The organism is Gloeotrichia echinulata CP02 (assembly GCA_038087035.1).
In the GTDB taxonomy this organism is placed as follows: Bacteria; Cyanobacteriota; Cyanobacteriia; order Cyanobacteriales; family Nostocaceae; genus Gloeotrichia; species Gloeotrichia echinulata.
In genome coordinates this window covers 249,247-264,552 of the sequence record CP051187.1, presented here as the reverse complement: position 1 = coordinate 264,552, position 15,306 = coordinate 249,247, and the positions used below count along the sequence as shown (strand labels likewise).

The window sequence follows — 15,306 nt, the reverse complement described above, 5'->3', positions numbered from 1 at the left end:
TTATTTTATAGTCAGCACTCCAACGCTTCCTCTCACATTAAAGTGCTAACTACCAGCCTGAATCCTTTTCCTGACTCCGCGTTCCTTTGCGTTTCCTTCGCGTCCCTCTGCGTTGAAAAACACTAAGATTTGATGCAAAGCAGTAATTAGTCAGCACTTTAGCGCTTTTTCAACCCCTAAAGTGCTGACTACAAGCATTATCCAACTGAACCTTCTAACTTCAAGCTCAACAACTTATCAGCTTCCACCGCAAATTCCATTGGTAACTGATTAAAAACATCCTTACAGAAGCCACTAATCATCATCGAAATTGCATCTTCTGCGGAAATACCCCGTTGAGCGAAGAAGAATAGTTGTTCCTCCCCAATTTTAGAAGTAGAAGCTTCATGTTCTACTTTGGCGGTATGGTTTTGCACCTGGATATAAGGGAAAGTATTGGCGTGAGCATTATCCCCAATTAGCATTGAGTCGCATTGGGAATAGTTTCTCGCCCCTTTAGCCGTTGGGTTGACTTTCACCAAACCCCGATAGCTGTTACTAGATTTACCAGCAGAAATTCCTTTAGAAATAATTGTACTGCGAGTGTTTTTACCAATATGAATCATCTTAGTGCCGGTGTCGGCTTGCTGCATATTATTTGTCAGCGCCACAGAGTAAAATTCACCCACGGAGTTATCACCCACCAAGACGCAACTGGGATATTTCCAAGTGATTGCTGAACCGGTTTCCACTTGTGTCCAGGAAATCTTGGAATTTACACCTTGACATAAACCCCGTTTGGTGACGAAGTTATAAATCCCGCCTTTACCATTCGCATCGCCAGCATACCAGTTTTGCACGGTGGAATATTTAATTTCCGCATTGTCTAAGGCGACAAGTTCCACAACCGCAGCGTGTAGCTGGTTGCTGTCATACATTGGCGCTGTACAACCTTCTAAATAGGACACATAGCTACCTTCCTCGGCGACAATTAAAGTCCGCTCAAATTGTCCCGTATCACCAGAGTTGATGCGGAAGTAGGTAGATAGTTCCATTGGGCATTTTACGCCTTTAGGAATATAGACAAAAGAACCATCGCTGAATACGGCGGCGTTCAAAGCTGCAAAATAATTATCTGCTATGGGGACGACACTACCCAGGTATTTTTTTATCAGTTCTGGGTATTCCTGCAATGCTTCGGAAATTGAGCAGAAAATTACGCCGTCTTTGAGGAGTTTTTCTTTAAAGGTGGTAGCGACAGAAACGCTATCAAAAATCGCGTCTACAGCTACGTTACTCAGTCGCTTCTGTTCCGACAGGGGAATCCCCAACTTCTCAAAGGTTTCCAGGAGGGTAGGATCAACTTCGTCTAAACTATTGAGCTTGGCTTTTTTTTGTTTCGGCGCTGAATAGTAAATGATATCCTGATAATTAATTGGTGGATACTTGACGCTAGGCCAAGTTGGTTCTGTCATTTTTAGCCACTGGCGATAAGCTCGCAGGCGAAATTCCAGCATGAATTCCGGCTCGTTCTTCTTGCTGGAGATTAAACGGATAACGTCCTCGTTTAGTCCACGCGGTATCGTGTCGGCTTCAATGTCGGTGACGAAGCCATACTTGTAGGGTTGGTTGACTAAGGTTTTGACAGTGGCGCTCATCGGTAATCTCTCGTGTTCAGAAATTGGCTCTCTCTAGCGATCGCAGACGGGATCGAATTTAGCCGATTCCCATCTCGCATTACCGAGCGGTTCAACGGCTGTTACAATGAGGATGAAGACTAAAACAACATCCAAGTTGTTTAACTTATCTTCATTTTACGCTAAATTAGCAACAACAATGTTGTTAAAGTCAAATTTTTCCAAAAAATTTTTGGGGCGTTCGCGGAGCGTCTCGTAGAGAAGATGGCGACTACCCACCAGTCCTCAACGAAGCAAGATATCCTAGAATATCTCCTGAAACACACGCAAGCAACGGCTTTCGAGCTAGCTGACATCTTAGATATTAGTCCCCAAGCGATTCGTCGCCATCTCAAGGATTTAGAGACCCAAGAGATGATATTATGCTCAACAGCGGAACAAGCCGGGATGGGGAGACCGCAGCATGTATATCAATTAAGTAATCAAGGACGCGATCGCCTCCAACGAACAAGCGATCGCCTAAGTGATGGCTATGGTGACTTTGCCGTTTCCCTGCTGGATACCTTAGCAGAAACCGTCGGACCAGACCAGGTGACAACGATTTTACAAAAACAGTGGGAGCGCAAAGCCCAAGAATACCACGAGCGCGTGGGTAAAGGTTCACTACAACAACGTGTGGCAAAATTAGTTCAACTCAGACAAGCCGAAGGATTCATGGCCCAGTATCATCCTGTAGAGCCGAATCACTCCCCAGCAGAAGAACGCTTTATTTTCATCGAACACACCTGCGCCATTTCCAACGTAGCCGAATCCTTCCCTAGCATCTGTGGTCATGAATTAGAAATGTTTGCCGCCATTCTTCCTGATTGTACAGTAGAACGTACCCACTGGATGATTCACGGCGAACATCGTTGTGGTTATTTATTTAGTACCAGATCGAAAACAAAAATTTAATCAGTACTTAGTAGGGTGCGTCAGTACCAAAAATTTCTTGGTATGTCGAGGGGGTATCTAACTGGCGCACCAACAAGATTGGATATTTTTTAATTTGTCAGTCCCTAAATTTGTTTTCCAATCCAGTGTAGATTATGGATAATGGCTAAGTGGTAATCAGCTTTACCATGCCATGAAACGCTCACTTTTAGATAAAACTTAATAAAATTTAGAAATTCTATGGATTTACCATCACAGCAACCATCAACACAATTTTTGACCCTAGAAGAATCAGCAAAAGTAGACGCCGCTTTGTTGTCTTCCCCAGAAAAGTTTTTAACCAGATTGACCATTTCATCACTTAAACTCTTGCAGCATATCGCCCAAGAGTATAGTGTGGCTATAGAAGATTTGACGACACAGCAAGTAATTGACTGGTTTGAAAAAGATGGTAAGATTCGCCGAGAGCAAGGAATCGAAGCTTCATTTTTGAAGTGGTAAAACTCTGATAAATAGCTAAGATGGTGCGTTACGGCAAAAATATTGATTTTCGCTATGTTTTTTAATCTTGTGCCGTAACGCACCCTACGCAATAATATACCCTCGTAAGGGCACGGCATTGCCGTGCCCTTACTGGTTTGAAAAAGATGGCAAAATTCGCCGAGAACAGGGAATCGAAGCTTCATTTTTGAAGTGGTGATTTGTCATTGGTCATTGGTCATTTGTCATTTGTCATTGGTCATTGGTCATTTGTCATTTGTCCAGTGGCACCCATAGCTATTTTTTCAAAGTTTATTGTTTTGATAATACAAGAGATCTAGTCAGGGCAAACGCACCTTGTCAATAAAAATGCCATCTTCTCAATAAACCCCTAATTTTTCGCATTAACCCCTATTTATTGAGAATCAATGGAATGATAATTTTTACCTTAATTCTACGGATAAAAAATAAAATTAACGAAAAACCTTATTTATACGTCAAATACACCAAATTAGTTTTTTGTCCATTTAGTTTTGTTAATTTTAGGTGCGTTTGCCTGGAGATCTAAATATAGTTGTAAATGTAAATTAATTGTGCAGGAAAGTCAAACTTAAAATATGCCATTAAATCAAGGGTTCATCGTAGATTCCTATCGTTTCTATCAAATTGCGAAGGATGGTTATTCTAAAGCAAGGGAAGGTTTTGAAATTCACACACAAAATGATGCTTTGGTATCTATAATTTTTTCTGCACTAGCATTAGAGGCTTTTATTAATGAAATTCCTGCTATTGCTAAATGTGAAAAGCAAGCGGGATCAACTGAGGCTTTTTTGGATAAGTTGATTGATGCCATTGAAGAATCTAATTCTAACAGGAAAAACACACAACATAAGTTTATGCTCGCTAGTGAAGCCTTAAATAGTCCTTTGGAAAAAGGAAAACCACCTTATCAAGACTTTGCAGACCTATTCAATTTGCGTAATTGTTTAGTTCATCTTAAACCCGAAGATGTCATTGAAGAACAAGAGGATGGTGAAATGAAATATTTTGGAAGAGATTTAATTAAACGTCTTCGTGATAAAAATATGTTTTTAGATACATCAGTGGATTCAATAATATTGAAAGTCAGCACTGCTAAAGCTGCTTTCTGGGCTTGCAATACAGCTTCAGAAATGGTTAAAGAAATTCTAGACAAACTTCCTGCATCTTTTACTGATAAAAATCCACAGATAGATAAGTATAGGAGAGAGTTTCAACCTCTACAAAAATAACTTTGTGATTGAGTAGTAGAGTTGGTAATGCCCACCAAAAGCAGAATGTGGTCAGCATTACCCACCCTACGAAATCATCATATTTCTGAAGTTTTAAGTTCGCTATTGTGACAAAACTAACGCATCCTCACAGCGGTACCTGTGGCAGTAATCAACATCAAAACCCCAGACTGGTCAACATTGATTGTACCAGTATCGATTTCAATACCGATAACAGCGTTGGCACCTAAAAGCTGTGCCCGTTGCTGTAATTCTTGTGACGTACTCCACACACTCCCTTTCAGGTGAGTGTGGGCTTCTCAGCGACTCTTCTATGAAGACATTGACTGAGCTTTAAGACCGTGCGCCCCACGGTTCTTTGGTTAAGCCAAACAATTAGCTTTTATTTTAATAGGCTGCTTTTCAGCATTTAATTGGATTACACCTACTGGTTAAAATTATATCAAATATTTTGAAAAAAAACAAGAAAGTGTTCATTCCTCACCGACCAACATTGCTGATTTCGCTATGCTCAATTTCGCTCGTTGGTCAATTCGTCACCGAATTTTAGATTTTAGATTTTGGATTGAAGATTCAAAATTTAAAATCTAAACTGGTCCCAAGCCCCCGAATTTATTCGTGGAATAAATCTAAAATCCAAAACTTGTACTGAGCGAAGTCGAAGTATCAAAAAATTTTAATTGAAGCCCCTGCATTCATAAGCCACTGCGGTGGACGGGTTTCCCGGCTTAAAGCAAGTGGCGTGCATGGGGTCAATCTAAAATCCAAAACTTGTACTGAGCGAAGTCGAAGTATCCAAAATCCAAAATTGATTCACGCGCCATTCATCCCACGCTCATTCGAGTGAGCGTGGGGCTTCTGTCGGGAAAGCTAAATATGATTGATACTCCCCACGTCTAAAGCCGGGGGATTCTTAAAGAGTCCATAAACGAACTTTTAATGGTGCTATCAAAGACACCCTAGACGCTCATAACAACTACCACGGCAGTGCTGCAATTGCGCTTACGTTTCTTTTTTTTCGTTTTCCGAGTCCATCACAACGCCAGTTAGGTACGCTCAACATCCTGCCATTATTTGCCCTTTAACTATTCCAAATCAAGTTGGATATGTCCGTTGCCGGGATTGCTCCGTACTAGGATGAATCAACGCGCAGATGGTTGTTCTTACTCACAAGCTCTTCAATTATACCACTGTGGCCCAAGCCACACAATCGTTTCACGGAACTTAAAAGTTCCTACCGACTTATCCCCATGTCTAAAGCCAGGGGCTTGCGTCTCGCTTTTTGGTCAATCACAGCTCCTTGGATGACATCAGTCGTGGTTAAAATCATAAATTAGCCCTGAGTTGCCTACAGATTGATGATATCCACTATCCACCTTCTGCTTTTTCTTGCGATAATTCCCAAGGGGCGTACGCTCTCATTGGTTAGTTCTAGGGGTTAATAGATGACTATCAAACGGTTGGGTTTAATTTTGCTGACGGTGGTAGCAGTCTGGATTGCTGGTCAGTCTTTATTCAGCAGTTGGCAAAAACCGCAGATCCAAAGCAACCTGGAATTGTACCAAACAAATCTGGTGCTACAAGCCCAAGTCTGGGAAGCAGAAGATAGCCAGGACGAGAATTTGCAGGGATTTCGCGAAGCAATACTGGGTGAGAAATCTCTAGAAAATGCTACGAAGCAATATCAACAGGCGCGGAAATCGGTACAAGCTAATTTGGTAAAGGTGAAAAAGGAATTGGCGCAACTGCGATCGCCTGCTGTCAATATTACCACTCCCCCACAACCACTACCAGATATCCCGCGTACTACCAAAACTTCTAGCCCTGTAGAACCGCAACAGCTACAGCAGTCTCTCAAGCAACTGGAAAAATTGCTGGGGGAATTAGATTTGCGCGTGGGAATTTTACAAGCACAGCCAGGAAAGACGGATACAGCCATCAAGACCTGGACTGAATTAGAGCAACGCTTAGATAGCAATCGTGAGTTTAGCGAAACTGCTGCTGTGTTGAAGGGACTTTGGAGTAATCCTCCCCTTCTCCTACCAAATGCCGAGCAGTTGATTCAAAATAATTTAGACGGTTGGTTTCGCTCTACGGCGTTGATTCAATTATATCAACTCCAGCAACGTCCAGACGCATTATCAGAGGTGAAAGCCTTACAACAGCAAGTAGCTGCTAAATCTGTGTTGAAATTAGCGCTGATTAGCATCATCCCCACGGGAGCAGCTGTGATTGGTACGTTACTGCTAATTGTTTTGCTAGGTCAATGGTTGTTCAAGGGTAACGCCGCCTTATTAGCTCAAAATGCTGATATCCCTTGGTCTACCCCTTGGGATGGTGAAACGATTTTGCAGGTTTTCATCCTGGGCTTTTTCTTGATGGGACAAGTCTTTGTGCCCTTGATTTTATCCTTGATCCCTATCCCCCGTCCCCTGGGTAATGTCCGCATTCAAGCTTTCTACGTCTTAGTCAGTTATCTGCTGGTAGCATCAGGTGCTTTGTGGGTGCTTTATAGCTCCATCAGGCGTTTTTTCCCCCTACCAGAATTATGGTTTCAGTTCCGTTTGCAGGGTAAGTGGTTTTTGTGGGGACTGGGTGGCTATTGCACCGCTTTACCCATAGTCGTGTTGGTGTCTTTGCTCAATCAACAACTATGGCAAGGACAGGGTGGCAGTAATCCTCTACTCCAACTGGCATTAGAAAGCCAAGATTTTGTGGCACTAGGGATATTCTACATCACAGCTGCGATCGCTGCTCCATTATTTGAAGAAATTCTCTTTCGCGGCTTTTTGTTACCCTCCCTCACTCGTTACTTACCAGTATGGGTATCTGTTCTAGCTAGTAGCCTGTTATTTGCTGCTGCTCACCTGAGCTTGTCGGAAATTCTCCCACTTACCGCCTTGGGAATCGTCTTAGGCGTAGTCTACACGCGATCGCGCAATCTCCTCGCTCCCATGCTCCTCCACAGCCTCTGGAATAGTGGCACCCTACTCAGCTTATTTATTTTAGGGAGTGGTAATCAATAATACTAAAAATCCACTGTTGTTTTCAGTCAAAAAATTTGCTTTTATCGTGTCAAGTACAAACAATTTATCGGTTATAATTTATAAGAAAGCATGAATCAATGCTAGCTTCAGGGCAAACGTTGCTGATGACAAATTCTACTCCAGCAATTCTGTTAAATAGATAACAAAATATCTAAGTAAGCATCTAGTATGATCTGGGTGAAATTCGTTATTTTCGATATTTGATATCCTTCCCAAGCCTTTCTTGGCTGGAATTATGGGAAATGGGAATCGGCAAGTGAACAGGGTTTTGAAAACCCTAATACTTTGTATTGGTGAATACCACATTCTTTGGGTGCATAAGGCTGGTAATCGCCAAAAATTGCCTTCTCATTATTGGAGTCATCTGGAAAAAAGTCCGGACGTAAAACTCTATGACTTGAAAACAGTGCTATTACAGCAGAACAGTTTTTGCTGATTATTCAGGTTAGGGAAATCCAAAAAATCAAAACAACCACTTGAAGTTGTTGATGGTTGACGGTTGACGATTTACTGTGAACTGAATATTTTTTTATTTGGAATTCCCTTAATTCTCCTCAACAGAGATGTCTAACCGATAAATCTGCCAAACTGTTGTGCTGAAATTTGTAGTCAAACTCAACAAGATTCAGTAGTGCTGAATGCTGAGTGTCATCAGGTTCCCTATGGAATATTGGCACGCTAGTTTTGGCTATTTATTTGCGATTATGCTGGGACAAAAATAAAAGTTTAAATATATTTAACCAATAAATATATTTACTTCAATAGGAGTCCTGTATATATATTATTGAACGGAAAAATTTACAACTATATCTCATTTATTAAGGAACTGCAGTTATATGGCTAATCTCAATACTAATCACACTAGCAAACAACTTATATCTGGTTATTGTGGCATTATTCTCGGAGGCTTTGGCGTCCACAAATTTGTTCTTGGATACGCTCCAGAAGGCTTTATTATGCTGGTAATTTCTGTTGTAGGTGGTTCCTTCACCTACGGTTTTAGCTTCATAATTATGCAACTTGTCGGTTTGATTGAAGGCATGATCTACTTGAACAAATCCCATGAACAATTCGTCAATACTTACTTTCTGAATAAGCAGGGCTGGTTCTAGAAAAAGTCAATCCAAAATCCAAAATCCAAAATCGGTTGACCTTTGTTAATTCTTTATTGAAAAACTGCTAAATGCTAACCCTCAAACGTAACAAGCTGACCTTAAGCATATTCCTATTGTTGGGCTTTGGGTATTTCAGCGCTATGTCCAATTTAGAAATTCATTATCTTTTGAAAAGCCTGATTTCTTTCATACCAATACAACTGGGAGCAATTATCTACGTAACTTCTCAACGCTGGAACCGTCCTTGATACCCTATTACACCTGACGGGGCACAAGTCCACTGGTCAGGGGCGCAAGGCCTTGCGCCCCTACGAGGATCTGTAGTTATTTATGATCTACTCTGGGGGCACAATAATAATCGTAGGGTGCGTGACGCAGCGATAAATATTGTACGTAGTCACAAGACTTGTGGCGTCACGCACCATTCTTTAAATGTGACACTAGCGTAAGCCCTGGTTATTGCTTGAAAATTTATGTTAAAATAAAAATATAATTTTGACATGCAGTCGTAGTTGCAGATTTCGCCTACCCTCGAAATAGGGACGCTTTTAGTGAGGCGTTGTCTTTTCGTAGCGAATCTAACTAAACTCTTGCCATGCAACTTGTACCGACAACAAAGCTTGCCCCAGAACAAACCCCGATAACTGAGAAAATCATTCTAGATGTAGGGGGAATGAAGTGTGCTGGGTGTGTAAATGCCGTAGAAAGACAGCTAACCCAACATCCAGGAGTCGAGAGTGCTTGTGTGAACCTGGCTACAGAGGTAGCAGTCGTAGAAGCGGCGGCTGGTGCGGTAGATCCAGACGCATTGGCAAAGCGATTGACAGCGGTTGGGTTCCCAACTCAACCCCGAACAGCTAAAGATTTGGCTGGGGAAACATCTGCTATCCCCGACCCCGAAGCACGACAGCAGCGAGAAATGCAATCTGCACTCCAACAACTGGTGATTGCTGGTGTGTTGCTGGTGTTATCGGGAATTGGACATTTTGGTAATATCGCGACATCACTATTGCCATTTTGGAATAACATCTGGTTCCATTGTGGATTGGCAACGGTAGCGCTACTATTTCCCGGACGCCCGATTTTAGTAGATGGCTGGCTGGGTTGGAGGCGGAATGCACCCAATATGAATACCCTAGTGGGATTAGGAACGCTGACAGCCTACAGCGCTAGTTTAGTGGCGTTGCTGTTCCCCCAATTGGGGTGGGATTGCTTCTTTGACGAACCAGTGATGATGTTAGGCTTTATCCTCCTGGGACGCACCTTGGAACAACAAGCTAGAGGTCGCGCCGCCGCTGCATTTAGACAATTGTTGGCACTCCAGCCACAATTAGCGCGATTGATAGCCAACCCAGAGAAAATTGGCAATGACTTGGTTATTGGGTCAACTAGTATCGAGATTCCCGCCGCCCAGGTGCGTATTGGTGAGTGGTTGCAGGTACTACCAGGCGATAAAATCCCTGTTGATGGAGAGGTGCGCCTTGGGCAAACAACAGTGGATGAGTCGATGCTAACTGGGGAAGCCGTGCCAGTGATCAAGCAACCGGGAGATTTGGTGACAGGAGGTACCCTCAACCAATCGGGAGCGATCGCCATCCAGGCAACCCGTACCGGCAGTGATACCACTCTAGCTCACATTGTCGCCCTAGTAGAAGCTGCCCAAACCCGCAAAGCACCAGTCCAGAAATTAGCAGACACTGTAGCTGGTTACTTTACCTATGGGGTTTTGGCTGCAGCTTGCTTGACATTTGTCTTTTGGTACTTCTTTGGTACCCACATCTGGACAAATATCACCATTTCAGGCGGTATGGAGATGATGGGTCACGCCACCCATCACACTCAGCTAACACCATTGTTACTCAGTTTAAAATTGGCGATCGCCGTTATGGTCGTCTCTTGTCCCTGTGCTTTGGGTCTGGCTACACCCACGGCGATTCTGGTGGGCACTGGTATGGGTGCAGAACGTGGTCTGTTAATCAAAGGCGGCGATGTTTTGGAACGGGTACACCAGCTAAATACCGTTGTTTTTGATAAAACTGGCACCTTGACCACAGGTAAGCCCACAGTAACTGATTGTCTGTGCATTGAGGAATCCCAAACAGCAAATCCCCAATCCCTCCTCCAGTTAGCAGCGGCTGTAGAAAGCGGCACATACCATCCCCTAGCCAAAGCCATCCAGCAAGCAGCGCAGCAGCAGGAGTTATCTATCCCAGACGCTGTGGACTTTCACACCGAACCAGGATTAGGCGTATCCGCTGTGGTAGAGGGCGCTACTGTCTTGTTAGGCAACGGGGACTGGTTGAGTTGGCACGGTATAGCCATTAGTGATACTGCCCAACAGATGGCTCAGAAATGGGCAACAGATGGTAAAACAGTCGTTTACGTGGCGATTAGGGGGACTTTAGCCGGACTGATTGCGGTGTCCGATTCCCTCAGATCCGATGCTCAAGCTACGGTTGACAAATTGCGCCAAATGGGATTAAGGGTAATTTTGTTGAGTGGCGATCGCCAAGAAGCCGCGACGGCGATCGGCAAACAACTGGGACTAGATAGTGCTGATATCATGGCGGGTGTTCCTCCCAGCAAAAAAGCTGCTGCTATTCAATCCCTTCAGACTGGGGAGATGGGGAAAATACCCAATCAAAAATCCGTTGTCGCAATGGTTGGGGATGGAATTAATGATGCGCCGGCTTTATCCCAAGCAGATGTAGGAATTGCTTTATATTCTGGGACGGATGTGGCTATGGAAACCGCTGCTATTGTGTTGATGCGGGATAGCTTAAGCGATGTTGTCCAATCAATTTACCTCAGTCGTGCCACCTTCAACAAAATTCGTCAAAATTTATTTTGGGCTTTTGCATATAATACAATTGGAATTCCCCTAGCAGCGGGTGTTTTGTTGCCTAGTTTGGGCTTTGTCCTTAGTCCCTCTGGCGCCGCTGCTTTAATGGCGTTTAGTTCAGTTAGTGTGGTCAGCAACTCAGTATTATTACGTCGCCTGGGTCATAGAACCTCGCGGTAAGTGGGAAACTCAGTGTCTTTAGACCGCTCGTGGGAAACGACTCTTTAACTTTAGTCGCTGTGGTCTTCTGATATAATTAAGAAGCAAGTAGGGCAACTTCAACGTGTTGAACCATTCCTAGTTCGGTGGAATCCCGGCTACTTAGTACACCTATTAAAGGCAACACAAAAAGAGCGAGAAATGTCAGGATGGTGAGCGTACCGAATTGGCAAAGTGATAGACTCCCAAAGCAATTTAACAAAAAAAGTAAGCGCAATTGCAATACCTTTGGGTAGTTGTTTTGAGTGTCTAGTGGGATACTTGACTATCCCTGAAAACAAAGTAATTACGAGCTTCGTAGCGGGGCGTAGCCCATTACGAATTACGAATTACAAAAAGTTTCCAGGAAATTAATAATTTTAATGCTTATTACCACACACTGTAGTGGGCGACAATGGCAAAAAACTATAATAAACAAATTTTGATCAATCACAGTGCCAGCGATTTTAGCAAAGACGCACCAATGCCAGCAGACACTAATGAAAACCATCTACTAATTCTTGAAGACGATCAAGGTCGTAAGGAATTTTCTCTCGATCAAGCCGTTTATTCTATTGGTAGAGACCGAGACTGCAATATCCGTTTGATGTCACAGTTTGTCTCCCGCCGCCATGCCACATTAGTTAGATTACCACGAGAACACAATGGTAATAGCTATTATTACCGAATTGTGGATGGTGATGCCAAAGGCAAGCCTAGTTCCAATGGTCTGATGATTAATGGACGCAAGATGCCAGCCTACGACCTCAAAAATGAAGACGAGATCGTTTTTGGTCCGCAGGTACGTGCTATTTATTACCTACTGAAAAACATTGAACGTTGTGGACAAACGGATGCAAGCGAGTATGATATTACACTAATAAACCCAGGTATGACTGAAGATCTTGAGGAATAAATGTCCGTGTTTAGTAGTAAGTGCTGTTAGCGTAGCGGGGCGTAGCCTATGTTAAATAAAATACTTATGCCCAGGTAAATGCCCCATTCCCTGTGGGCGGAATCATCTGATCTGGAGAACTGCAAAGGGTTGATACCCCGTCCCTTGTTGGCGATCTTTTAACTCACTACGGGCTAACCCCGCTACGCTGCACTTTTAACTCAGCATTCTTCTACCCCGCCAGACTTTCAATCAAATGCCAATGACGGCTATGTTCAATTGCCTGCTTGACAAATTCAAACATTTGTCGGCAGTGATTATCAAGTTGGAGTGGTAGTTCCTCGTTTTTAACCACAATACTCAAGCGAGTTTCCGTTTCGGTGGCTGTTGATTTATCAATCAATACTTCCACCGTCACTAACTTAGAAAAAGAAACATTACCAGGGATCTCACGAGCCATGATGTAATCGGCTGTGTAGTATTGAACATCCAACTCACAGTCCTGTAGGAGTCCTACAAGTAACGGTTGGAGATGGTCAATAGCAACAGAAACAATAAATGAACAGGTATAGCGAGCCATAATAGCCCCGAGCCTTGCAACACTCCGTCCATCCTATAATACCCAAGCCTCTAAACGGCAAGTCTTTAGACATTCCTTCAAAAAATCAAGTTTTTTAGTGATCAAAGCAAGTAGTCTTCCGGCGACAGGCAGGTGTAAGCTGAAAATTTGATCACAAAATTTAATAAAATGAAGATTTGGCAAAGAGCATATGAAAGTCGCAATTACTGGAGCCACAGGATTTGTGGGTAGTCGTCTAGTCGCACGACTCCACAAGGAAGGTCATAAAGTGCTGGTGTTCACACGTAGCACTGATTTCGCTCAAAAGGTTTTTCCCTCTCAAACCTTCCCGAATGTAGAAATTGTTGCCTATACCCCTACTGTATCCGGTGCTTGGCAAAATGCGATCGCTCTTTGTGATAGTGTCGTTCATCTCGCCGGAGAACCCATCGCCGAGGAACGCTGGACGCCAGAACAACAGCAAAAAATCCTCAATAGCCGTAAACTAGGTACACAAAAAATAGTCGAAGCCATAGCCAACGCTAACCCTAAACCAACTGTGTTAGTCAACGCTTCAGCTATCGGCTACTATGGCACCAGTGAAACTGCTACCTTTGACGAAACTAGTTTATCTGGCAATGATTTTCTCGCTCAAGTATGCCTTGCTTGGGAAGCAGAGGCGACAAAGGTTAAGGATGCTGGTGTGCGCCTGGTAATCCTGCGTTTGGGCATTGTCCTAGGTTTGGGTGGTGCTTTAGGCAAAATGATTACTCCTTTCAAACTCTTTGCTGGTGGACCACTTGGCAGCGGTAGGCAGTGGTTTTCTTGGATACATTTAGACGACGTAGTTAGCCTGATACTCCAAGCCTTAACTAAACCCGAAACACAAGGTGTATATAATGCTACTGCCCCTCATCCAGTCCGCATGACAGATTTATGCCAAGCTTTGGGTCTAGTACTGAATCGCCCTTCCTGGTTACCCGTTCCAGCTTTTGCCCTCGAAGCCCTCTTGGGAGATGGGGCGATAGTAGTTTTAGAAGGTCAACAAGTCCTCCCTAAGCGCACCGTGGCTGCTGGCTTTGAGTACCAATACCCTGATTTGCAATCAGCACTTAAACAAATTTTAACCTGAAATTAAGGGTCAAGGGTCAAGGGTCAAGGGTCAAGGGTCAAGGGTCAAGGGTCAAGGGTCAAGGGTCAAGGGTCAAGGGTCAAGGGTCAAGGGTCAAGGGTCAAGGGTCAAGGGTCAAGGGTCAAGGGTCAAGGGTCAAGGGTCAAGGGTCAAGGGTCAAGGGTCAAGGGTCAAGGGTCAAGGGTCAAGGGTCAAGGGTCAAGGGTCAAGGGTCAAGGGTCAAGGGTCAAGGGTCAAGGGTCAAGGGTCAAGGGTCAAGGGTCAAGGGTCAAGGGTCAAGGGTCAAGGGTCAAGGGTCAAGGGTCAAGGGTCAAGGGTCAAGGGTCAAGGGTCAAGGGTCAATGATGACAAATGACAAATGACCAATGACCAATGACAAATGACAAATGACCAATGACCAATGACAAATGACTAATCCTTAGCAAATTTGCGAGAAATCCAACTGATGAGACCGCTGAGAATAGCACCACCCATCAGAATGCCAATAGCTGGGTTGAATACAGGTTGCCACAGCTGATGCCACAAATCCAGACCGAGATTTACTCCTGAAGCATCACCAATCGCTGCGATCGCTAACCACCCAAAACCAAACAACACCAAAAACACATCCGCAACTAAAACTAGATTTAGCCAATTTAATATTCTATCTTTCATGACATGCAAAAACAAGAAGTTAGGAATTAAAATTAATCCTAACTCCTAACTCCTAACTCCTAACTCCTAACTCCTAACTCCTAACTTTTAACTCCTAACTTTTAATTTCTCACTCCTCAAACAGCCAGGTTTTGACTTTTGCCAAACTTTGCCAATCTGGTTTGCGGCTGAAACCATCTTCAATGCTGTTGATAATTTCATCCCGCCATTCTGGGTTCACAAAAATTAACTGTTTGGCAAAATTAACGTGTTCTCGCAGACCTTTTTGATTGCTTTCGAGCATAGCGAGGGCGAGATTAATCCTGGCTTGTACGTCTTGTGAATTTAACTTTACTGCCTTCTGTGCGGCTTTGTAAGCCAAGTTGGGTTGGTTATCGAGTAGATACAACCAAGCCAAACAAGTCCAAGCAGGACTACTTCTAGGGGCGCGATCGCACACTTCTTTAAATACAGGGATTAAAGAATCAACAGATTCTCCGGCTTTATAACGTTCTAAACCTGTATCAAACAGGGATTCAACTGTATTAGTCATTGGTCAATAGTCATTGGTCAATAGTCAATAGT

General features: G+C 43.5%; 12 protein-coding genes and 1 pseudogene. 8 read left to right on the top strand and 5 right to left on the bottom strand.

Features of this window, described 5'->3' with window-relative positions:
* Positions 1 to 197: 197 nt before the first annotated feature.
* Positions 198 to 1,637, bottom strand: a complete 1,440-nt coding sequence (gene sufB, locus HEQ19_01185; GenBank protein WYL98343.1) for a Fe-S cluster assembly protein SufB — start codon at positions 1,635 to 1,637, stop codon at positions 198 to 200.
* Between the two features lie 243 nt (positions 1,638 to 1,880).
* Here sufB and sufR point away from each other — a divergent pair, with 243 nt between their 5' ends.
* From sufR to HEQ19_01170, 3 genes are all read left to right on the top strand, one after another.
* On the top strand, positions 1,881 to 2,570 hold the full coding sequence (sufR, locus tag HEQ19_01180; protein ID WYL98342.1) for an iron-sulfur cluster biosynthesis transcriptional regulator SufR: 690 nt from the start codon (positions 1,881 to 1,883) through the stop codon (positions 2,568 to 2,570).
* Positions 2,571 to 2,789: 219 nt separating this feature from the next.
* Positions 2,790 to 3,050 (top strand): hypothetical protein, encoded by a 261-nt coding sequence (locus tag HEQ19_01175; protein ID WYL98341.1) that lies wholly within the window; start codon positions 2,790 to 2,792, stop codon positions 3,048 to 3,050.
* 596 nt (positions 3,051 to 3,646) lie between these two features.
* A complete protein-coding gene (locus tag HEQ19_01170; protein ID WYL98340.1) occupies positions 3,647 to 4,300 on the top strand; it encodes a hypothetical protein in 654 nt (217 codons plus the stop codon).
* A 116-nt stretch (positions 4,301 to 4,416) separates the two neighbouring features.
* On the opposite strand, the pseudogene HEQ19_01165 reads toward HEQ19_01170, so the two are convergent.
* Positions 4,417 to 4,582 (bottom strand): annotated as a pseudogene (locus HEQ19_01165) (heavy metal-binding domain-containing protein).
* Between the two features lie 1,163 nt (positions 4,583 to 5,745).
* Between HEQ19_01165 and HEQ19_01160 the strand changes: the two are divergent.
* From HEQ19_01160 to HEQ19_01145, 4 genes are all read left to right on the top strand, one after another.
* Positions 5,746 to 7,326 carry a CPBP family glutamic-type intramembrane protease gene (locus tag HEQ19_01160; protein ID WYL98339.1) on the top strand — a complete coding sequence of 527 codons (1,581 nt, stop codon included), beginning with the start codon at positions 5,746 to 5,748 and terminating at the stop codon, positions 7,324 to 7,326.
* A gap of 857 nt (positions 7,327 to 8,183) precedes the next feature.
* A complete protein-coding gene (locus tag HEQ19_01155; GenBank protein WYL98338.1) occupies positions 8,184 to 8,459 on the top strand; it encodes an NINE protein in 276 nt (91 codons plus the stop codon).
* A 598-nt stretch (positions 8,460 to 9,057) separates the two neighbouring features.
* Positions 9,058 to 11,484, top strand: a complete 2,427-nt coding sequence (locus HEQ19_01150; GenBank protein ID WYL98337.1) for a heavy metal translocating P-type ATPase — start codon at positions 9,058 to 9,060, stop codon at positions 11,482 to 11,484.
* Positions 11,485 to 11,917: 433 nt separating this feature from the next.
* Complete coding sequence (locus HEQ19_01145) at positions 11,918 to 12,418, top strand: FHA domain-containing protein (protein ID WYL98336.1); 501 nt, start codon at positions 11,918 to 11,920, stop codon at positions 12,416 to 12,418.
* A gap of 211 nt (positions 12,419 to 12,629) precedes the next feature.
* On the opposite strand, the gene HEQ19_01140 is transcribed toward HEQ19_01145, so the two are convergent.
* Complete coding sequence (locus tag HEQ19_01140; protein ID WYL98335.1) at positions 12,630 to 12,977, bottom strand: hypothetical protein; 348 nt, start codon at positions 12,975 to 12,977, stop codon at positions 12,630 to 12,632.
* Positions 12,978 to 13,167: 190 nt separating this feature from the next.
* Here HEQ19_01140 and HEQ19_01135 point away from each other — a divergent pair, with 190 nt between their 5' ends.
* Positions 13,168 to 14,088, top strand: coding sequence for a TIGR01777 family oxidoreductase (locus HEQ19_01135; protein ID WYL98334.1), 921 nt, complete (start codon positions 13,168 to 13,170; stop codon positions 14,086 to 14,088).
* A gap of 411 nt (positions 14,089 to 14,499) precedes the next feature.
* Here HEQ19_01135 and HEQ19_01130 read toward each other — a convergent pair whose 3' ends face one another.
* The gene (locus HEQ19_01130; GenBank protein WYL98333.1) at positions 14,500 to 14,742 is read right to left on the bottom strand and encodes a hypothetical protein; all 243 of its coding nucleotides are present in this window, start codon (positions 14,740 to 14,742) and stop codon (positions 14,500 to 14,502) included.
* A 109-nt stretch (positions 14,743 to 14,851) separates the two neighbouring features.
* Positions 14,852 to 15,274, bottom strand: a complete 423-nt coding sequence (locus HEQ19_01125) for a hypothetical protein (protein ID WYL98332.1) — start codon at positions 15,272 to 15,274, stop codon at positions 14,852 to 14,854.
* Positions 15,275 to 15,306: the final 32 nt, after the last annotated feature.